This window comes from Streptomyces sp. NPDC048560 (assembly GCF_040650955.1).
Classification (GTDB): Bacteria; Actinomycetota; Actinomycetes; order Streptomycetales; family Streptomycetaceae; genus Streptomyces.
The window spans coordinates 213,539-232,445 of sequence record NZ_JBEZIJ010000007.1 but is presented as its reverse complement, the minus strand read 5'-3'; the positions used below and the strand labels follow the sequence as shown (position 1 = coordinate 232,445).

The 18,907-nt window shown below is 70.3% G+C and carries 19 protein-coding genes; 10 read left to right on the top strand and 9 right to left on the bottom strand.

Annotation, left to right across the window (positions count from 1 at the left end; genetic code table 11):
* Positions 1-5: 5 nt before the first annotated feature.
* The 6 genes from AB0C82_RS20285 (at position 6) to AB0C82_RS20260 (ending at position 6,155) form a co-directional block, all read left to right on the top strand.
* Entirely contained in the window at positions 6-1,667 is a 1,662-nt protein-coding gene (locus AB0C82_RS20285; protein WP_362843721.1) for a potassium/proton antiporter, read from the top strand.
* Between the two features lie 278 nt (positions 1,668-1,945).
* On the top strand, positions 1,946-3,226 hold the full coding sequence (locus AB0C82_RS20280) for an MFS transporter (protein WP_362843719.1): 1,281 nt from the start codon (positions 1,946-1,948) through the stop codon (positions 3,224-3,226).
* 66 nt (positions 3,227-3,292) lie between these two features.
* Positions 3,293-3,643: an FmdB family zinc ribbon protein gene (locus AB0C82_RS20275; RefSeq protein ID WP_362843717.1), complete on the top strand. Its 351-nt coding sequence runs from the start codon at positions 3,293-3,295 to the stop codon at positions 3,641-3,643.
* 179 nt (positions 3,644-3,822) lie between these two features.
* On the top strand, positions 3,823-4,671 hold the full coding sequence (locus AB0C82_RS20270; RefSeq protein ID WP_362843714.1) for an S-methyl-5'-thioadenosine phosphorylase: 849 nt from the start codon (positions 3,823-3,825) through the stop codon (positions 4,669-4,671).
* A 243-nt stretch (positions 4,672-4,914) separates the two neighbouring features.
* The gene (locus AB0C82_RS20265; protein WP_362843712.1) at positions 4,915-5,538 is read left to right on the top strand and encodes an RcpC/CpaB family pilus assembly protein; all 624 of its coding nucleotides are present in this window, start codon (positions 4,915-4,917) and stop codon (positions 5,536-5,538) included.
* Positions 5,539-5,651: 113 nt separating this feature from the next.
* Positions 5,652-6,155: an MscL family protein gene (locus AB0C82_RS20260; RefSeq protein ID WP_362844218.1), complete on the top strand. Its 504-nt coding sequence runs from the start codon at positions 5,652-5,654 to the stop codon at positions 6,153-6,155.
* Between the two features lie 56 nt (positions 6,156-6,211).
* On the opposite strand, the gene AB0C82_RS20255 is transcribed toward AB0C82_RS20260, so the two are convergent.
* From AB0C82_RS20255 to AB0C82_RS20230, 6 genes are read right to left on the bottom strand one after another with little or no spacing between them, the layout of a single operon-like run.
* Positions 6,212-6,436: a hypothetical protein gene (locus tag AB0C82_RS20255; RefSeq protein ID WP_362843710.1), complete on the bottom strand. Its 225-nt coding sequence runs from the start codon at positions 6,434-6,436 to the stop codon at positions 6,212-6,214.
* 21 nt (positions 6,437-6,457) lie between these two features.
* Entirely contained in the window at positions 6,458-6,880 is a 423-nt protein-coding gene (locus AB0C82_RS20250; RefSeq protein WP_362843707.1) for a hypothetical protein, read from the bottom strand.
* Positions 6,877-7,692 (bottom strand): Rieske (2Fe-2S) protein, encoded by an 816-nt coding sequence (locus AB0C82_RS20245; protein WP_362843704.1) that lies wholly within the window; start codon positions 7,690-7,692, stop codon positions 6,877-6,879. The genes AB0C82_RS20250 and AB0C82_RS20245 overlap by 4 nt, the downstream gene beginning before the upstream one ends.
* Positions 7,689-8,291, bottom strand: a complete 603-nt coding sequence (locus AB0C82_RS20240; RefSeq protein WP_362843701.1) for a 4Fe-4S dicluster domain-containing protein — start codon at positions 8,289-8,291, stop codon at positions 7,689-7,691. The genes AB0C82_RS20245 and AB0C82_RS20240 overlap by 4 nt, the downstream gene beginning before the upstream one ends.
* Before the next feature lie 7 nt (positions 8,292-8,298).
* The gene (locus tag AB0C82_RS20235; RefSeq protein WP_362843699.1) at positions 8,299-10,623 is read right to left on the bottom strand and encodes a molybdopterin oxidoreductase family protein; all 2,325 of its coding nucleotides are present in this window, start codon (positions 10,621-10,623) and stop codon (positions 8,299-8,301) included.
* Positions 10,620-11,777: an MFS transporter gene (locus tag AB0C82_RS20230; RefSeq protein ID WP_362843696.1), complete on the bottom strand. Its 1,158-nt coding sequence runs from the start codon at positions 11,775-11,777 to the stop codon at positions 10,620-10,622. The genes AB0C82_RS20235 and AB0C82_RS20230 overlap by 4 nt, the downstream gene beginning before the upstream one ends.
* A gap of 292 nt (positions 11,778-12,069) precedes the next feature.
* Between AB0C82_RS20230 and AB0C82_RS20225 the strand changes: the two genes are divergently transcribed.
* Complete coding sequence (locus AB0C82_RS20225) at positions 12,070-12,813, top strand: DUF6227 family protein (protein ID WP_362843693.1); 744 nt, start codon at positions 12,070-12,072, stop codon at positions 12,811-12,813.
* Between the two features lie 141 nt (positions 12,814-12,954).
* Here the strand turns inward: AB0C82_RS20225 and AB0C82_RS20220 are convergent, their stop codons facing one another.
* On the bottom strand, positions 12,955-14,523 hold the full coding sequence (locus tag AB0C82_RS20220) for an MFS transporter (protein ID WP_362843690.1): 1,569 nt from the start codon (positions 14,521-14,523) through the stop codon (positions 12,955-12,957).
* A 62-nt stretch (positions 14,524-14,585) separates the two neighbouring features.
* Here AB0C82_RS20220 and AB0C82_RS20215 point away from each other — a divergent pair, with 62 nt between their 5' ends.
* On the top strand, positions 14,586-15,557 hold the full coding sequence (locus AB0C82_RS20215; RefSeq protein ID WP_362843687.1) for a YafY family protein: 972 nt from the start codon (positions 14,586-14,588) through the stop codon (positions 15,555-15,557).
* 151 nt (positions 15,558-15,708) lie between these two features.
* Here the strand turns inward: AB0C82_RS20215 and AB0C82_RS20210 are convergent, their stop codons facing one another.
* Positions 15,709-16,707, bottom strand: a complete 999-nt coding sequence (locus tag AB0C82_RS20210) for a sigma-70 family RNA polymerase sigma factor (RefSeq protein ID WP_362843684.1) — start codon at positions 16,705-16,707, stop codon at positions 15,709-15,711.
* Between the two features lie 147 nt (positions 16,708-16,854).
* Between AB0C82_RS20210 and AB0C82_RS20205 the strand changes: the two genes are divergently transcribed.
* Positions 16,855-17,388, top strand: coding sequence for an N-acetyltransferase family protein (locus AB0C82_RS20205; protein ID WP_362843681.1), 534 nt, complete (start codon positions 16,855-16,857; stop codon positions 17,386-17,388).
* A 40-nt stretch (positions 17,389-17,428) separates the two neighbouring features.
* Here the strand turns inward: AB0C82_RS20205 and AB0C82_RS20200 are convergent, their stop codons facing one another.
* Positions 17,429-18,211 carry a class III extradiol ring-cleavage dioxygenase gene (locus tag AB0C82_RS20200; RefSeq protein ID WP_362843678.1) on the bottom strand — a complete coding sequence of 261 codons (783 nt, stop codon included), beginning with the start codon at positions 18,209-18,211 and terminating at the stop codon, positions 17,429-17,431.
* 150 nt (positions 18,212-18,361) lie between these two features.
* Between AB0C82_RS20200 and AB0C82_RS20195 the strand changes: the two genes are divergently transcribed.
* Complete coding sequence (locus AB0C82_RS20195) at positions 18,362-18,874, top strand: MarR family transcriptional regulator (RefSeq protein ID WP_362843675.1); 513 nt, start codon at positions 18,362-18,364, stop codon at positions 18,872-18,874.
* The last annotated feature ends 33 nt before the right edge of the window (positions 18,875-18,907 follow it).

The window sequence follows — 18,907 nt, the reverse complement described above, 5'->3', positions numbered from 1 at the left end:
TCGCCGTGGCGGCGGTGCGCATCTCGTCACGCAGCGGGCTCCCCAGCCTGCTCCTGTACCTCGGCATCGGTGTCGCCATAGGGCAGGACGGCATCTTCGACGTCCACTTCGACAACGCCGAACTGACGCAGGTCATCGGCTACGCCGCACTGGTCGTCATCCTCGCCGAGGGCGGTCTGGGCACCAAGTGGAAGGAGATCCGGCCCGCTCTGCCGGCCGCCGCGGTGCTCTCGACCGTCGGCGTGGGCATCAGCGTGGGCGTCACCGCGGCCGGGGCCCACTACCTCGTCGGTCTGGAATGGCGCCTGGCACTGATCATCGGCGCCGTCGTCTCGTCCACGGACGCCGCCGCCGTCTTCTCCGTGCTGCGCAAGGTGCCGCTGCCGTCCCGGATAACGGGCGTCCTGGAGGCCGAGTCCGGCTTCAACGACGCCCCGGTCGTCATCCTCGTCGTGGCGTTCTCCGCGGTCGGTCCCGTGGAGCACTGGTACGTACTCGTCGGAGAGATAGCCCTGGAGCTGACGATCGGCGCGGCCATCGGTCTCGCGGTCGGCTGGCTCGGCTCCTTCGGACTGCGCCATGTGGCGCTGCCCGCGTCCGGTCTGTACCCGATCGCCGTGATGGCCATCGCGGTCTCGGCTTACGCGGCCGGCGCGTTGGCGCACGGCAGTGGATTCCTCGCCGTTTACCTCGCGGCGATGGTCCTCGGCAACTCCAAGCTGCCGCACTGGCCGGCCACCCGCGGTTTCGCCGACGGGCTCGGCTGGCTGGCCCAGATCGGCATGTTCGTGCTGCTCGGCCTCCTGGTCACCCCGCACGACCTGATCACCGACTTCTGGCCCGCGATGATGGTGGGCCTGGTCCTGACCGTGGTGGCACGACCGCTCTCGGTCTTCGTCAGCCTGGCGCCGTTCAGACTGCCCAACCGCGAGAAGGCGCTGATGTCCTGGGCCGGACTGCGCGGTGCCGTACCCATCGTGCTCGCGACCATTCCGATGGTCTCCGGTATCGCCGGCAGCACCCGGGTCTTCAACATCGTCTTCGTCCTCGTCGTGGTCTACACCCTGATCCAGGGTCCGACCCTGCCCTGGCTCGCGAAGGCACTGAAGATTTCTGACGACCCGTCGGAGGCGGCGGACCTGGGGATCGAGTCGGCTCCCCTGGAACGGCTGCGCGGGCACCTGCTGTCCGTCGCGATCCCCGCCGAGTCGAAGATGCACGGCGTCGAGGTCGGCGAGCTGCGGCTGCCCGCCGGAGCCGCGGTCACTCTCGTCGTCCGGGACGGCACGAGCTTCGTACCGGCTCCGTCCACGGTGCTGCGTCGCCGCGACGAACTGCTGGTGGTGGCGACCGATCCGGTACGCGACGCGGCCGAGGCCCGGCTGCGGGCGGTCGGCGAGGGCGGCAAGCTCGCGGGCTGGCTGGGCGCGGGCGGCGACGCGGGCAGGCCCGGAATGCCTGGCGGCGGATCGGCCGGTGCGCGCTCCAGGGCGCGCGGCGGACCGGGGCACGCAGGGCGGCCGGGCCGCGCGGGGCGTCCCGGCGGTTCGACCCGGGTCGCCAACCCGAAGGTGCCGCATCTCTCGAAACTGGCGAGGAAGCTCATCAGGGGCATCGGAGCCGTGTCGGGCGGCAAGAAGTCCGATGCCACGAAGGTGCACCACTGATCACAGGCCCAGCGAGGGCACCTGTGCGCAATCGCAGGCGCACAGGTGCCGCTGCCTGTAGCATGAAGGAAATCTGATCGACCACCTCTGCCTGACGCAGAGCTGGCGCGACCGTATGGCGGTCGTGGCGTCCCTCCGCCTCTGTAGCGAGCCGCCCGGCATCTACCGCAGTTCCGCGCGAAGAGGACAGCTCTCGGCAGCTCCCGCACGAGCCGCGCACCATGCGCGGCGGACGTGCCGCAGGAGCGAAGCCACCAGGCGGCAGAAAGGCAAGGACCGTGGCGTCCACGGTCTCCGACCGCCCCGGTTACGGGCAACTGCTGCGCACCCCTGGTGCGTGGACCTTCCTCCTTCCGGGCTTCGCCGCACGGCAGCCCTTCGCGATGCTGACCATCGGCATCGTGCTGCTCGTGCAGCACACCACCGGTTCGTACGGCAGCGCCGGCGCCGTGGCGGCTGTCTCCGGCGTCTCCATGGCGCTGTTCGCACCGCAGGGCGGCAAGCTCGCCGACCGCTTCGGCCAGCGGGCCGTCCTGCTGCCCGGAGTGGTGCTGCACGCCGCGTCCGTGGGGGCGCTGACCGCGCTCGCGCTGGCCGACGCGCCCCTGTGGGTGCTGTTCCTCGCCGCCGTGCCCACCGGCGCCTCCATCCCCCAGGTCGGACCGATGGTCCGGGCCCGCTGGGCCGCCGTACTGGGGGCCGCGCCGGGCCGCCCCGCCTCCCCGCTGATGTCGACGGCCGCCGCGTTCGAGTCGGTCACGGACGAGTTCACGTTCGTCGTCGGACCGGTTCTCGCCACCGCCCTGTGCACCGGCGTGCACCCTGCCGCCGGCCTGCTCACGGAAGCCGCGCTGACCCTCGTCGGCGGGCTGTTCTTCGCCGCCCAGCGCTCCACCCAGCCCGCCCCGCGGGGCGCCGCCACGGCCGGGGCCCCGCACAGGTCCGCACTGTCCGTGCCGGGCGTGCGGGTGCTCGCCATCACGTTCCTCGGGATCGGCGCGGTCTTCGGGGGAATGCAGGTCTCCCTGACGGCGTTCTCCGAGGAGATCGGCCGTCCGGGTGTGAACGGACTGCTGTACGGGGTCTTCGCCGCCGGCAACATGCTGGCCGGGATCGCGTGCGGCGCCATCGCCTGGAAGAGCAGCCCCCGGCGCCGTCTGATCCTCGGATACGTGGCCCTGACACTGGCCGCGTCCGGGCTGTGGGCCGTGCACTCCGTGCCGCTGCTCGCAGCGCTCGGCTTCCTGGTCGGGCTTTTCATCGCACCCGCACTGATCAGCGGATACACGCTGGTCGAGGCACTGGTTCCGGCTTCCGCCCGGACCGAGGCCTTCACCTGGCTCACGGGCGCGGTCGCGCTCGGCCAGGCCGCAGCGGTGACCGTGGCCGGACAGCTCGCCGACCGGCATGGCGCGAGCACCGGATTCGTGGTCCCGCTGGTGGGCACCGCGCTGGCGCTGGCGACACTGCTGGCCCTGCGCTCGCGACTCGCCGCGAGCGGGTCCGGACGCCTGGTGGCACGTGGTGTCGGTCACCGCGAGCCGGTCACGGTGGACTGATCGAGCGGAATACGTCAGTATGGAGCGTCGTTAGCACTCATTGAGTGAGAGTGCCAGGAGGATCAAGTGCCGACCTATCAGTACCAGTGCACCGAATGCGGCGAGGGCCTCGAGGCGGTGCAGAAGTTCACCGATGATGCCCTGACCGTGTGCCCGAACTGCGAGGGACGCCTGAAGAAGGTGTTCTCGGCGGTCGGCATCGTCTTCAAGGGTTCCGGTTTCTACCGGAACGACAGCCGCGGCTCCTCGTCGAGCAGCACGCCGGCGTCGTCGCCCTCGAAGGCGTCTGATTCCACTTCGTCCTCGTCGTCCTCGACGGGTTCGGACTCGAAGTCGACGGCGTCCTCGTCGTCGTCCTCCTCGACCGCCGCGGCCTCGTCCGCGCCGGCCTCGTCGAGTGGTACGTCGGCTGCCTGAGCCCTCGTACGGACAAGCTTCAACGGGACCCCGCCGATCTTCGGATCGGCGGGGTCTTCGTGTTGTTCACGTGCGGCCTGGCGGGGCCTGAGGGCTGTCCGGTAATTCCTGGTGGATCACGGCACAGCCCTTAGTGTGACCGCATGGTTAACGCAGAAGCTGGTGCAGAGGCAGAGAAGATGACCGCTGATTCGTCGGGCGGCGCGGAGATCGGTGTGATCGGCGGCTCGGGGCTGTACTCCTTCCTGGAGGACGTCACCGAGGTCCGTGTGGACACGCCGTACGGGCCGCCCAGCGACTCGGTCTTCCTGGGCGAGGTCGCCGGACGACGCGTCGCGTTCCTGCCCCGCCACGGGCGCGGTCACCACCTGCCGCCGCACCGCATCAACTACCGCGCCAATCTGTGGGCGCTGCGCTCGGTCGGGGTACGCCAGGTACTCGCGCCGTGCGCGGTGGGCGGACTGCGGCCGGAGTACGGGCCGGGGACGCTGCTCGTACCCGACCAGCTGGTCGAGCGGACCAAGGCCCGCGTACAGACGTACTACGACGGGGTGACCCGGGCCGACGGTGTGGAGCCGAAGGTCGCCCACCTCGGCTTCGCCGACCCGTACTGTCCCCACGGCCGCAAGGCCGCCCTCGCGGCGGCGCGCGGGCGCGACTGGGACGCCGTGGACGGCGGGACGCTGGTCGTGGTCGAGGGCCCGCGCTTCTCCACCCGGGCCGAGTCGCGCTTCCACGCGGCGATGGGCTGGTCGGTGGTGGGCATGACCGGCCACCCCGAGGCCGTGCTCGCCCGCGAGCTGGCGCTCTGCTACACGACGCTGACGCTGGTCACGGACCTCGACGCGGGCGCCGAGGCCGGTGAGGGCGTGTCCCACGGGGACGTGCTGAAGGTGTTCGCCGCCAATGTGGGCAGGCTGCGGTCGGTGCTGTTCGACACGGTGACCGGACTGCCGAAGACCGCGGACCGCGACTGCGCCTGCGCGCACGCGCTGGATGGCATCGACACCGGGGTCGAGCTGCCGTAGCGGTTCCCGGCCGGGTCTGGGCTGCGAGGGCGGGGGCGGCGGGCCGAGCTGCCGGCGGGCCGGGGCGGGCGTCGGCTGTGGGGCCGGTGAGGCAGGTGTGGGGGGCGGAGATTTCCACAGGCTGTGGGCTGTCCACAGGCCTCGGCGGGATCTGCCCGGACGGTGGATCGTGAGGGGAGTTCGGCGGGCCGTCCCGCCGGGCTCCCCTCGTTGTTGCTCCCGTCACGGCAGGTGGTGCCAGCCATGTCCCCGTTCACCCCGCACGTACGAACTCCGTCACTCCCGCCCGCGGCCGACGCTCGGCATCCGTGGCTGCCGGTGGTGGCCCCCGCTCCGTGCGGTGTGCCCCCGTTCCCTCCGCTGCGGGTGCGCGGGGGTGGGGCACACCGGCTGCGGCGGGCACTGCGGAGACAGCGTCGCGCGATGGCGGCGGGTCTGGCACTGACCGCTGCCGCGCTGGCTGCCTCGGGCCTGAGTGCTTCCGGGCTGGGTACCGATGGTCCGGGCGCGTCCGGTCCCGGCGGTGCGGGGGACGCCGCGGCCGGGCCGGGAGCGGCGGTGCATCGGTCCGGTCGTCTGGTGTCGGCGCCGGTCCGGATCGCCGATGCGGAGACGGTCCGGCTGCTGCGGCCGGGCGACCGCGTGGACGTGATCGCCGCCGACGACGCGTCTTCCGACGCGCGCGTGGTGGCGAAGGGGGTGCGGGTGGCGTCCGTGCCGCGCCCGGCGGGCGAGGCGCCCACGGGCGGGCCGGAGCCGGCGGACGGCGCGCTGGTCGTGCTGTCCGTGGAGCGTGGGACCGCGACCGCGCTGGCCGGTGCCGGGGCCTCGGGACGGCTGGCCGTGGCGGTGGCACATGCGCACTGACGTTCCGCCAAGTCACCTGACGGAAAAGATGAATTGGACATCATCGCCTTCTGGCGCCTTAGGTTGCGGAGCGGTTTGCTCCCCCCACGGCACACACGAAGGGCATCTCCATGGTGAGCGAGAAGAAGGTCAGTCTGCTCGAAGGCTTCAAGGTCTTTCTATCGCGAGGCAATGTCATCGATCTGGCAGTCGCCGTCGTCATCGGGGCGGCGTTCACCAATGTGGTGAACGCGGTCGTCAAGGGCCTCATCAATCCCTTGGTCGGCGCGTTCGGCACCCAGGGCCTGGAGGAGTACACCTCCTGCCTGAAGGCACCCTGCGTCACCAATCCGAAGACGGGCAGGACGGAGGGTATCGAGATCCTCTGGGGGTCGGTGCTCAGCGCGACGCTGAGCTTCCTGATCACGGCCGCCGTCGTGTACTTCCTCATGGTCCTGCCGATGGCGAAGTACCTGGCCAGGCGTGCTCAGGCGCAGGCCGCCAAGGAAGGTGTGCAGGAGACGCTGGAGGTCAGCGAACTGGAGGTGCTGAAGGAGATCCGGGACGCGCTCCTGGCGCAGCAGCGTGGCGGTGCGGGCGGCGGCGGCACGACGGGCGGCAGGGGCGCCGGAGAGTAACGCGGGAGAGGGCGCGGCCGGGCACGGCACGGCCTGGAAGGGCGCGGCGGCGAGGCTCAGATGTGGTGAGGCGGCCTCTCGTCGAGGAAGCGCGCCAGATCTGCGGCGCTGCCGCCGCTCGGAGCCCGCTCACCCCACCCTCGGTCCGTGTCGTCCGAGGACTGCCTGTCCAACGGATCGTCGAAGACAAGAGCCGAGGTGGGTTCGGACTCCTGCGGCTGCTGCTCTTGCGGCTGCTGCGGCTTCGAATCTCGCGGTCCGTGGGCGGGGGCGGTGCTCATGTCTCCAGGATACGGCGGTGGTCAACGGTCCTTCGGGTCGAGCAGCCACAGGCCGAGAACCGCGAGGAACGAGAGACAGAGAAAGCCGGCGCCCCACCAGGCCGTACCGGTGTTGCCCTCCATCCACTCGTCGACGACGACCGTCAGACCCCAGAGCTGGCCGATGACGACGGTCATCGCGAGGGTCAGCCGGGCCGTCAGCTTCGCGGAGCGCTCGGGTTCCTGGTCCGTTCCGGCGCCCGGTCCCGGGCCGGTGCGGCTGACGCGCGAGTCGCCGTATCCACTGGTGGGACGGATCTGCGGATAGCGCTCGTGGACGGGCCGGTTCAGCTCGGGGCGTGCACTGCCCGGGTGGTACTCCGGATACGGCGAGCCCTGCGGGGGCCGGGAATCCCGCGGTGGCTGGGGACTCTGCGGGTCGGGGGGCCGGTGGGCTTCGGTCATGTCCGCCTGCCGGAGGTCTCGGGCCGGGAGGACTCCACCGGGGAGACCTCGGCCCAGGTCGTCCCGGCCCGGGAGGACTCGGTACGGGAGGGCTTCGCCTCGGAGGTCCTGGCTTCGGACGCGCCGGTCATCCGGGGCCCGCGGTCCGTACGGGACGACTCGGCCCGGGGTGGTGATTCGGCGCCGCCCCCGGTGTCCGGGCAGCCGATGCGGGCGGCGAGACCGGGATCGTCCTTGCTGATCTGCCGGCACAGACCGTCCTCGATACTCTCGCCGGAGCGAGTCGTGGCGATCGCCCACACACTGCCGTCGGGCCGCTCGGTGAGCACCACCTTGGGCAGTCCGCGCGGGGGCGGGCCCGCGGTGACCTCGCCGCTCCTGGCGTCGAAGACGCCCTCGTGGCAAGGGCAGTACAGCTCGCCCTCGTCGCCCCGGTCCTTGCGCCAGAGCACGGCGCAGGCGAGATGGGTGCAGATCGCGGAGTAGCCGACGAGGGTGCCGTCGTTGAGCCGCACGGCGACCGCACGGTCCTCCTCACCCGGGTAGCGGAAGGCGATGGACTCGCCGGGCAGGAGCTGCTGGGTGACTCTCTTCGGCTCCGGCTGCTTGCCGTCCGCCTCGTCCCCGTGGCGGTGCAGGATGCCGCCGGCCACGCCGAGGCCGCCGATCGCGAGCCCGCCGGAGACGGTGGTGACGATCCGGAGGTAGTCACGCCGGGTCGTGAGGGAGTCGGCGGAGATCCGGTCGTGCAGGGCGTCGCGCTCGTCGCCGGTACGCCGGTCGCCGCCGGGCTGCTGGTCGGTGACGCTCATCGGCGGACGTCCTTACCGTTGATCTCGACGACGGGAAGACCGCCGGGCACGGGCCACTTCACCTTCTCGGCGGGGACGACCATGGCCACCCCGGTCCGCACCTCGGTCTCGCCGAAGACGAAGGTGTCGGCGACCTCCACCCCCGGGCGCTCCGCCCGGAGCTCCTCGATCGTGCCGTAGAACAGCGCTCCCGTCGGGCAGACGGTGGCGCACATGGGGGCGAGCCCGTAGGCGGTGCGGTCGTAGCAGAGGTTGCACTTCATCTGGAGCTTCGCCTGGAGGTCGATCTTCGGGACACCGAAGGGGCAGGCGTTGACGCAGTTGGCGCAGCCGATGCAGCGGGTGGTGTCGGCCTGCTGCACCACCCCGTCCGCGGTGATCAGGATCGCGTCGGCGGGGCAGACCTCGGCACAGGGGGCCACCGGGTCCTCGCAGTGCATACAGACGGTGGGAAGGGAGGCGACCGACCGGCCCTCGTCGGTGTAGTCCAGGTGGATCATGGATTTGCCGCGGTGCGAGTCGCACTCGCGGCAGGCGGAGACACATGCCTGGCAGCCGATGCAGCGCCCGGGGTCGATGAAGATCGTCTTGCCCATCATGCGGACCTCAACTCCTCTCCGATGTGCCACGGCCCTGGGGGGTCGTGGGCGGCAACGGATCAGTACGGGAGACCTGGGTCTCCGGGTAGGCGACGTGCCCGGGGGCGACGGGGGGCGCGGGGACTTCGTCGATCTGCTCGGCGTGCTCGATACGGCAGGCGCACACCTTGTACTCGGGGATCTTGGAACGCGGGTCCAGTGCGTCGATGGTGAGGGCGTTGGCCGCGGTGGGGACGGGCCAGTGGTAGGGGATGAAGACGGTGTCGGGGCGGATCGCCTCGGTGACCAGGGCGGGGAAGACCTCGCTGCCGCGCCGGGTGACGACGCGCACCGGTTCGCCGTTGCGGAAGCCGTGGGAGGGATGGATCTCCGCCCAGGGGCGCGGGGTCTGTTCGACGAGGGCACCCAGACGGCGGGTCTGGTTGCCGGAGAGGAAGTGGGCGACGGTGCGGCCGGTGGTCAGCGACATGGGGTGCTCGTCGTCGTACGGGTCCATGGGCGGGTGCCACTCGACGGTCTGCAGATGGATCTTGCCGTCGGGGTGGTAGGTCTTCCCGTCCTCGAAGAGCCGGGGAGTGCCGGGGTGGTCGGTGGTGGGACACGGCCAGGCGATGCCGCCGGTCTCCTCCAGCCGTTCGTAGGTGATGCCGTAGTAGTCGTTGACCGTGCCGGCCGAGGCGACACGCAGTTCGTCGAAGACCTCGCGGGAGTCGGCGAACGCGAACTTGTCGCCGGCGCCGAGGCGGCGGGCGAGCTCGCACATCACCCAGGTGTCGGTCCGTACACCGGGCGGTGGGTCCTGTGCCTTGTTGTGCTTGACCACGCGGGCCTCGGCGTTGGCCATGACCCCTTCGTCCTCGGCCCAGGTGGTGACGGGGAAGACGACATGTGCGTTGGCAGCGGTCTCGGAGAGGAAGAAATCGAATTGGGCATGGAATTCCGTGGCGTCGTACCCCTCCTTGACCACCTTGTAGTTGGGGAGGGAGACGAAGGGGTTGTTGCAGATGCCGATCAGTCCGCGGATCTCGCGGCGCTGCATCTGCCAGACCATCTCCATCATCGAGGTCCCGGCCTGTGGGAGTTCGGACTCCTCGATGCCCCAGATCTCGCAGATCTGCCGGCGGTGCTCCTCGTTCATGATCGAGCGGCCGCCGGGCAGGAGGTCGGACTTCTGGCCGTGTTCCCGGCCGCCCTGGCCGTTGCCCTGACCGGTGATGGTGCCGTAGCCGGCGCCCGGTTTGCCGATGTGGCCGGTGGCGGCGCAGAGGTTGATCACGGTGAGGCAGTTCTCGACGCCCTGCGAGTGGTGCTCGATGCCCCGGGCGTGCCAGGCCATGGCCTTGGGGGCACGCGCGAAGGTGCGGGCGACCTGGACGATCTGTTCGGCGGGGATGCCGCAGATCTCGGCGGCGCGGGCCGGCGGGTACTCGGCGGCCTTCGCGCGGACCTCGTCCCAGCCGGTGGTGTGGGCGGCGAGGTACGCCGTATCGGTGAGTCCTTCCTCGACGACCACGTGGAGCACGGAGTTGAAGAAGGCCGAGTCGGTGCCGGGCTTGAGCGCGACGTGGATGTCGGCGGTGCGGGCGATCGCCGTCTCGCGCGGGTCGATGACGATCAGGCTGGCCCCCCTGTCCCTGGCTCCCCAGACGTACTGGGTCATCACGGGGAAGCACTCGCCGATGTTGGAGCCCGCGATCAGCAGGCAGTCGGTGAGCAGGATGTCGGAGAAGGGGTTGCCGGCCCGGTCGATGCCGAAGGCGAGCTTGTTGGCGCCCGCGGCACTCACCATGCAGAGGCGCCCGTTGTAGTCGACGTGCCGGGTCTTGAGGGCGACCCGGGCGAATTTGCCGACCAGGTAGGTCTTCTCGGAGAAGAGGCTGGCGCCGCCGAGGAGTCCGAAGGCGTCGTTGCCGTGGGCGAGCTGGATGCGCTTGATCTCGGCGACGGTGAAGTCGAGCGCCTCGTCCCAGGAGACCTCACGGAAGGCCTCGTCACGGGACCGGCGCATGAGCGGGGCGGTGAGCCGGTCGGGGTGGTTGACCTGCTGGTAGGCGTTGATGCCCTTGGGGCACAGCCGCATCCGGTTGATGTCGTGGTTGCGGGGTTCGACGCCGAAGACCTTGCCGCCCCGGTCGACGCGCAGATACATCCCGCACTGGACGCCGCAGAAGCAGCAGTGGGTGGGGACGAGCGTCTCGCCGTTCTGGTCGGCGTGCCACTGGTCGGCCGGAATCCCGCCCGCGTCGCGGAAACCCCGGGTGCCGGGAGGCGCGAGCGAGGGGTCGAGGGGGACGACCGTACGGCGGTCGGCGGCGGGCGGGTCCGGGGTCACTTGAAGCCCTTCTTGACCTGGGAGAGATAGGCGCTGCCGCGCAGCACCCGCTTGCACCGCGGGCAGTACTCGGCCCACTCGTCGAAGTCGAGCCGGAGGTCGCGCATGGTGCCGCGAAGGTTCTCGACGTACGGGGCGGTGTCGATGGGTTCCGAGCAGCGGCGGCAGACGAAGACCTCGTCGTCCTTGCGGCCGGTGTACTTGAACAGCTGCATCCCGACGGCCGCCGGGCGCTGCACGATGTGGAAGAACTTCCCGAACGGGATGTAGATGAGCGTGAAGACCACCGACACCATGTGGAGGATCGCCAGGAACTGGTAGCCGCCGCCGTGCAGGAAGATCGAGGAGAAGGTGAGCAGCAGACCGGTGACGGAGATGACGATGAGCGCGATCAGGGGCACCAGGTCGTAGGCGAAGCGCTGGCCGGTACTGGCGCCGCGGTCCTTCATCCGGCGCCAGAGGAAGTACGAGGCGCCGGGGATGACGAGCACGGCGGCGATGTCCAGGCCGTGGAACATCAGCCAGCCCACGATGTTCAGTGCGTCGAAGCCGAGAACCTTGAAGCCCCAGATGCGCATCTCGTAACCGGGGCCCGAGCCGCTGCCCGAGGTGAAGGTGAACCAGCCCCAGGTCAGCGGGAAGGTGATCAGGGCGGCGAGGATGCACCCCCAGAAGATCAGCTGGTGCGCGGCCCACCGGGCGTGCGACCGGGCTCCGAGGAACTTCTGGAAGCCCAGATAGGTGGCGATCATCTTCGGCAGGGCGGTGGGGGCCTTACGGAAGTTGTCGACGGAGAAGAGACTGCGCCAGCCGTGGACGAAGAGGCGCCGCGCACCGGGCGCGGAGATCCAGACCGTGTAGCGGTAGGCGACGCCGAAGGCGAGGAAGACGGTGGCCACGGCGTACGGGAGGAGGGCCGAGTCGAAGTTCCGCAGCATCCGGCTGCCGAAGACGATCCCGATGATCAGCAGGACGGATACGGCGACTCCGGCCGCGGTCGCCCGCGCGGAGACGGAACGGAGGCCGCCGGTGGCCTCGGGGCGGTCCGCGACGGGAGTGGCCGGCCGGGCCCCCGTGTCAGGGCCCTCGCCGGGAGAGCCTGCACGGGTGCCGGAGGCGGGCTGCTCCGCGGACGCTTCTGATGGCTCGGTCACCCGGCCACCGTATGACCGTATGTGTCGATGAGTCCTGTTTTAGGCTGTTGCGGGGTGAGCGCGTCGCACGGCCACCGAGCGGCGGCCGACGCCTCACCGGCGCCCGGAGGGGGCCACCGGGCGCCCCCGACTCGCCCTCGGCGCGGGGAAGTTCACCCGAAGTACCCGGAAAAGTACCGGGAACTTTTGGCGTGCGCCCTACGTTTTCCCGATCCCCGGTCACGATGTCAGACCCAGGGACTACGTTAAGCACGCATCGAGTCACACGCGGCGACGGCCTGGAGACAGCACCTTGAGCGATCCGTACGAGACAACCGAGCAGCACCTCGAGCGACTCCTGCGACGCGCCCTCAACTCCTTCGACCTGCCCGACAGCACGGTCGAACAGCTCGGCTGCGCTCTGGCGCACAGCAGCTCCCTGCACTCCTCCCACCACAGCTCGGTCCTGCACCGCGAGACCTACCGGCACACCTATCTGCTTCCCGACGGCTCCGCGCTCAGCCTCTGGGAGCTCGTCCACAGCAGTGGCCGGGACATCACGGCCCCCCGCCGCCACGAGCTGTACGACGACGAGGCCGACGCGCACGTCGCGGCGGTGCGCCTGGCCGGCAGCTTCTCCGACGCCCCGGCCTTCGGCGACGAGGGCCCGGGAGACCTGGAGACCCTCACGGTCCTGATGGCCGCTCCCCCGGTCCCGCTGCCCAGGATGTACGCCCCGGACAACTCGGCGGACCACGCGCGCCGGGTCCTGCGCCGCGCGGAGAACGGCGACCGGCCGGGCGAGGAGACCGCGCGCCTGCTGCGGGCCGCCTTCGCCCACCACATCACCCAGATCTTCGGCCGCCAGTGCCGCGTCGACGGGAGGGACGCCGGGTTCACGCTCTACGAGCACGCGTTCCTGCTGCTGGACGGCAGCGAGACCTGCCTCTGGGAGGTCGAGCACACGGCCACCCCTGACGGCCGCCACATGTGCGAGGTGTACGGGGACGAGCACGCCGCACGTCAGGCCATGGAGAGCCGCACCCGCATCTGCTGACGCGCGGCCGGCGGGCAGCCCGGCAGCCGGCAGGCGGTGGCGTGAGGTACGACGACGGCCCGTGCGCCTCCAGCGATGGAGGCACACGGGCCGTAGTACGTTCCGGACCGGCTCAGGGACCGGACCCGGTCCGGACCCGGCTCAGCGCGTCAGCGCGGGCTCCTTGGCCGTGTCGCCCTCCGGCGGCGTGGGGCCGTCGGCCGGGTCCTCGTCGATCGAGCCCTCGACGTGGACCTTCGGCCTCGCGGGCAGGGCGAACATCAGCACGAAGATCACGGCGAGTACCCCGGCCACCCACCACAGCGACTGCTGGAACGCCTCGGCGAACGCCGGTCCCACCACGCCCCGCGCCGCACCGTCGTCGACGACTCCGAAGAAGACCACGGACACGAGACCGAGACCCAGCGCCGTGCCCATCTGCTGCACGGTGTTGAACAGCCCGGAGGCCGATCCGGAGTGCTCCCTGGGCACCTCGGAGAGCACCGCGTCCGTCAGCGGGGCCACGATCAGCCCCATGCCCGCGCCCATGACGACCAGCGGCAGCGCCATCTGCCACGGGGCGATGCCCATGCCGTAGCGCTCGGACTCCCAGATGTAGAGCAGCAGTCCGGCGATCATCAGCAGCGCGCCCGCCTGGAGGACCTTGCGGCCGAAGCGGGGCACCAGCTTCTGCACCGAGAGTCCGGCGGCGAGCGAGACGGCGATCGAGAAGGGGATGCCCGTCGTGCCCGCGCGCAGCTCGCTCCAGCCGAGACCCATCTGCATGTACAGCGTCCAGACGAGGAAGAAGATGCCGAGGCCGATACCGAAGGTCAGCTGCACGGCGACACCCGCGGCGAAGCTCCTGACCCGGAACAGCGACAGCTCGATGAGCGGTGAGCCGTCCTTGGCCGTCTTCCGCCGCTCGTACGCGACCAGGGCCAGAAGCACCAGGAGGCTGCCCGCCATCGACAGATGGCCCCACACCGGCCAGCCCAGCTCGTGTCCACGGGTCAGCGGGAAGATCAGCATGAGCAGGCCCAGCGTCACCAGCACCACACCGACCAGGTCGAGGCGGAGCGCCTTGGGCGCCTTGGACTCACTGATGAACTTGCTGCCCAGGATCAGACCCGCGATGCCGACCGGCAGGTTGATCAGGAAGATCGGGCGCCATTCGAGACCGAACAGGTTCCAGCCGGTGAGCAGCGCGCCCAGCAGCGGTCCGGAGACCGCGCCGAGACCGACGATGGCGCCGAAGAGGCCGAAGACCTTCCCGCGCTCGTGGGCCGGGAAGGTGGCATGCACGATCGACAGCACCTGCGGGACCATCAGCGCCGCCATGGCGCCCTGGAGGATGCGGGAGGCGACCAGCATCTCCGGGTCGGCCGCGAAGCCGCAGAGCGCGGAGGAGACGGTGAAGCCGCCGATACCGATGAGGAAGAGCCGCTTGCGGCCGTAGATGTCGCCCAGCCGGCCGCCCGTGATCAGCCCGGCCGCGAAGGCGAGGGCGTATCCCGCGGTGATCCACTGGATCGAGCTGAACGAGGCGCCGGTGTCGCGCTTGATGCTCGGGATGGCGATGTTGACGATCGTGACGTCGACCAGGTCCATGAAGGCCGCGGTCATCACGATGGCGAGCGCGTACCAGCGGCGCCGGTCGGCCGGGGCCGCCGGGGCCTCGGCCGACGTGTCGGCGGCCGTCGTGGACGGCTGCGGTTCGGAAGAAGTCATGGGAAGAAACTAGAAGGCCATTAGGACAGTTCGTGACCTGATGAGGCGGCATCCTGGACGGCATGACAGACACACCGGCACGCCTGCTGAATCTGCTGTCGCTCCTCCAGACACCGCGCGAGTGGCCGGGCACCGAACTGGCCGACCGCCTCGACGTCAGCCCGCGCACGATCCGCCGCGACATCGACCGGCTCCGCGATCTCGGCTATCCGGTAGAGGCGACGCGCGGCTCGATCGGCGGCTACCGCCTCGTCGCGGGTACCGCCATGCCGCCCCTGCTGCTCGACGACGAGGAGGCGGTGGCCATCGCGGTCGGGCTGCGGGCGGGGGCCGGCCACGCCATCGAGGGCGTCGACGAGGCGTCCGTGCGGGCGCTGGCCAAGCTGGAGCAGGTGCTGCCGTCCCGGCTGCGTCACCGGGTCTCGTCCCTGCAGAACGCCACGCTGCCGCTCACCCGGGGCGACGGCGCCACGATCGACCCGCGCACACTGACGGTGATGGCTTCGGCGGTCACCGGCCGGGAGCGGCTGCGGTTCGCGTACCGCGCGGGGGACGGTGCCGAGACGAGGCGGCTGGTGGAACCGGTGCGGCTGGTGAGCACGGGGTACCGCTGGTATCTCGCCGCGTACGACATGGAGCGCGAGGACTGGCGTACGTTCCGGGTGGACCGGGTCAGTGAGCCGACGGCGACCGGGGCCCGCTTCACCCCGCGCGAGCTGCCGGGCGAGGACGGGGACGCCGCGCAGTTCTTCTCCAGGTCGATGTCCCGGACGCAGGCGGAGCTGCGCATCGATGTCACCTTCCGCGCCCCGGCGGACTTCGTGACCGCGCGGCTGCCGCGCGGGCTGGGCGCACCCGAGCCGGCCGGCGAGGACAGCTGCCGGCTGCGGGCCGTCTCGACGGACTCCCTGGAGTGGGTGGCGCTGAGGCTGGCACTCGTCGACTGCGAGTTCACGGCGCACGGGCCGCCCCAGCTGGTGGAGTACCTGAGCGACCTCGGGGCCCGGCTGGCCCGGGCGTCCGCACCGTCCTGACCAGGTCTTGCGACGGTGGCAGCGGGCGCGGAGAGGGGCGGGAGCGACCCCTGGACATGAATGAGCCCCGGCGCCGGGGGGGGTGGGCGCCGGGACTCAGCTCAGGTGACCGCTGTGAACCGGTCTTGATGTGAGGTTACGGGTTATTGGCTCACGCCGCAGCGTCAAAGCCCGTGTCGTGGGCCATTCGCTTCAATTCGAGCAGTGCGTGCTTCTCGATCTGGCGGATCCGCTCGCGTGTGAGGCCGTGCTGCTTACCGACCTCGGTGAGGGTCCGCTCGCGGCCGTCCTCGATGCCGTACCTCATACGGATGATCGACGCGGTCCTGTTGTCGAGCTTGCCGATGAGGTCTTCCAGCTCCTCGCTGCGCAGCAGCGTCATCACGGACGTCTCGGGCGAGACGGCGGAGGTGTCCTCCAGGAGGTCACCGAACTGGGTGTCGCCCTCGTCGTCCACCGACATGTTGAGGCTGACCGGGTCGCGGGCCCAGTCCAGCACGTTCCCCACACGCTCCGTGGTCGTGTCCAGCTCGGTGGCGATCTCCGCGTGCTCCGGGTCGCGCCCGTGCTCGCGGTTGAACTCACGCTGCACCCGGCGGATCCGGCCGAGCTCCTCCACCAGGTGGACGGGGAGCCGGATCGTGCGGGACTGGTCGGCTATGGAGCGGGTGATGGCCTGACGGATCCACCACGTCGCGTACGTGGAGAACTTGAATCCCTTGGCGTAGTCGAACTTCTCGACCGCGCGCACCAGTCCGGCGTTGCCTTCCTGGATGAGGTCGAGCAGGGGCAGACCCGCTCGTGGGTAGCGTCGGGCCACGGCGACGACCAGGCGGAGGTTGGAACGGATGAATACGTCCTTCGCGCGCTCACCTTCGGCGACCAGCGCCTCCAGCTCCTCACGCTTCGCTCCGGCGGCCTCGCTCTGCACCTCGCCGTCGAGGATCTGCTGGGCGTAGACGCCCGCCTCGAGGATCTGCGAGAGCTCGACTTCCTTGGCGGCGTCGAGCAGCGGCGTACGAGCGATTTCTTCCAGGTACATGCCGACCAGGTCGCGATCGGCGATTTCCCCGCCCACGGCGCGAACACTGCTCGCCCGGCTTGTCCCACCGGTGGTGGACGAACGACGGGCGACGGCACGGGTTGCCATGCGTGCTCCCTTGCTGAGTAGGTCGCGACACCCTCTCGGGTGCCCTGCATCCGATGGAAACAACGACTGGAATCCGGACAGAATTCCCCTGGGCCGCATTCAGTTTCGATTTCATGCAGTACCCTGTCGGCCCGAGCGGGAGGACACATGGTGCAGATACCCACAGAAGTGCAGGTCAGACCTGGGTCGGAGGAAGATGTGGTGGCCCTCACCGACATCTACAACCACTACGTCCGCGAGACCGCCCTCACATTCGACACAGTCCCCTTCACTCCCGAGCAGCGCCTCCCGTGGTTGCGCTCCCATCCTGAGGACGGCCCCCACCGCCTCCTGGTTGCCCAGGACACCGGGAACGCTTCGCGGGTCCTCGGATACGCGACGAGCAGCCCCTTCCGCCCCAAGGCGGCGTACGGCACGTCGGTCGAGGTGAGCGTCTACTGCGCGCCGGACACGAGGGGACGCGGACTGGGCACCCTGCTGTACAAGGCCCTGTTCGAGGCGCTGGCGGACGAGGACGTCCACCGCGCCTACGCGGGCATCGCCCAGCCCAACGAGCCGTCCGCCCGGCTGCACGACACGTTCGGCTTCCGCCACATCGGGACGTACTCGGAGGTGGGCCGGAAGTTCGGGCGCTACTGGGACGTGGCCTGGTACGAGAAGTCATTGGGCCGGGAGCCCTGAGCCCCGCCGGACCCATGGACTCCCGGCCCTTCGGAAGCGCTCAGCCGAACTGCACCGAGCGCTTGGCCAGTCCCATCCAGAAGCCGTCGATGACGCTCCGCCCCTGGTGGAGTTCCTGCTCCGCGGCGCCGAGCGTCACGAAGAGCGGTGCGAAGTGCTCCGTGCGCGGGTGCGCCAGCCGGCCCGCCGGGGACTTGTTCTCGAAGTCCAGCAGGGAGTCGACGTCCTGTGCCCGCAGGGCCCGGTCCCCCCAGTCGTCGAACTCCGCCGACCAGCCGGGGATGCCGCCGCCCGGGTGCCGGAGCGCGGCCAGGTTGTGGGTGAAGAAACCGCTTCCGACGATCAGCACGCCCTCGTCCCGCAGCGGGGCGAGCTTGCGGCCGATGTCCATCAGCTTCTGCGGGTCGAGGGTGGGCATGGAGATCTGGAGTACGGGGATGCCGGCGTCCGGGAACATCTCCACGAGCGGGACGTACGCACCGTGGTCGAGCCCCCGGTCCGGGATGTCCTGCACCGGCGTACCGGCGCCGCGCAGCAGCTTGCGGACGCTCTCCGCGAGCCCGGGCGCGCCAGGGGCGGCGTAGCGCACCTGGTAGTAGTGCTCGGGGAAGCCCCAGAAGTCGTACACCAGCGGCACGGCTTCGACGGCGCCGAGCGCGAGCGGGGCCTCCTCCCAGTGGGCGGAGACCATGAGGATCGCTCTGGGGCGGGGGAGGGTGGCGGACCAGGCGGCCAGCTCGCCGGGCCAGACCGGATCATCGGCGAGCGGGGGCGCGCCGTGGGAGAGATAGAGGGCGGGCATCCGCTCCGCGTCGACTGTCATGACACTCCCGTTCCTCTGCTGTCCAGGATCCACTCGGAATCCGGTGTCGTCACATACTGTGATCCCTCTGGACCCTTCATTGAAACTTCAAGCTCCAACTACCAGAGACCTTAGCCCTATCTAGTTCAACTTTCAAGAAAGAGTCGTAGAGTGGACTCCATGACCACGGCACCCACCGGCGAACCTCGCTGGCTCACGGACGAGGAGCAGAGCGTCTGGCGTGCGTACCGCCACGCCACCACGCTCCTGGAGGATCACCTCGACCGCCAGTTGCAGCGTGATGCCGGTATGCCGCACATCTATTACGGCCTGCTCGTCCAGCTCTCCCAGGCGCCCCGGCGGCAGATGCGGATGACCGAGCTGGCCAAGGACGCCAAGATCACCCGGTCCCGGCTCTCGCACGCCATCGCCCGGCTGGAGAGGAACGGCTGGGTCCGGCGCGAGGAGTGCCCGTCCGACAAGCGCGGGCAGAACGCGGTCCTCACCGACGAGGGATTCTCGATGCTCCGCCGTTCCGCGCCGGGCCACGTCACCGCCGTACGTCAGGCGATGTTCGACCGGCTCACGCCCGAGCAGGTGCGCGGGCTGGGCGAGATCATGAAGGTGATGGCCGCCGGACTGGAGCCGGAGGACACGGGCGCGGACCTGCCCTGGCTCCGCTGACCCGCCCGTTACGCACGTCCGGTACACCGCCCC

Coding starts and splice junctions, on each gene's coding strand:
- AB0C82_RS20220 (WP_362843690.1), bottom strand. CDS start 14,523: ATGACTTCTTCCGAACCGCAGCCGTCCACGACGGCCGCCGACACGTCG.
- AB0C82_RS20250 (WP_362843707.1), bottom strand. CDS start 6,880: ATGACCGAAGCCCACCGGCCCCCCGACCCGCAGAGTCCCCAGCCACCG.
- AB0C82_RS20210 (WP_362843684.1), bottom strand. CDS start 16,707: ATGGCAACCCGTGCCGTCGCCCGTCGTTCGTCCACCACCGGTGGGACA.
- AB0C82_RS20200 (WP_362843678.1), bottom strand. CDS start 18,211: ATGACAGTCGACGCGGAGCGGATGCCCGCCCTCTATCTCTCCCACGGC.
- AB0C82_RS20205 (WP_362843681.1), top strand. CDS start 16,855: ATGGTGCAGATACCCACAGAAGTGCAGGTCAGACCTGGGTCGGAGGAA.
- AB0C82_RS20255 (WP_362843710.1), bottom strand. CDS start 6,436: ATGAGCACCGCCCCCGCCCACGGACCGCGAGATTCGAAGCCGCAGCAG.
- AB0C82_RS20245 (WP_362843704.1), bottom strand. CDS start 7,692: ATGAGCGTCACCGACCAGCAGCCCGGCGGCGACCGGCGTACCGGCGAC.
- AB0C82_RS20270 (WP_362843714.1), top strand. CDS start 3,823: ATGACCGCTGATTCGTCGGGCGGCGCGGAGATCGGTGTGATCGGCGGC.
- AB0C82_RS20240 (WP_362843701.1), bottom strand. CDS start 8,291: ATGATGGGCAAGACGATCTTCATCGACCCCGGGCGCTGCATCGGCTGC.
- AB0C82_RS20265 (WP_362843712.1), top strand. CDS start 4,915: ATGTCCCCGTTCACCCCGCACGTACGAACTCCGTCACTCCCGCCCGCG.
- AB0C82_RS20215 (WP_362843687.1), top strand. CDS start 14,586: ATGACAGACACACCGGCACGCCTGCTGAATCTGCTGTCGCTCCTCCAG.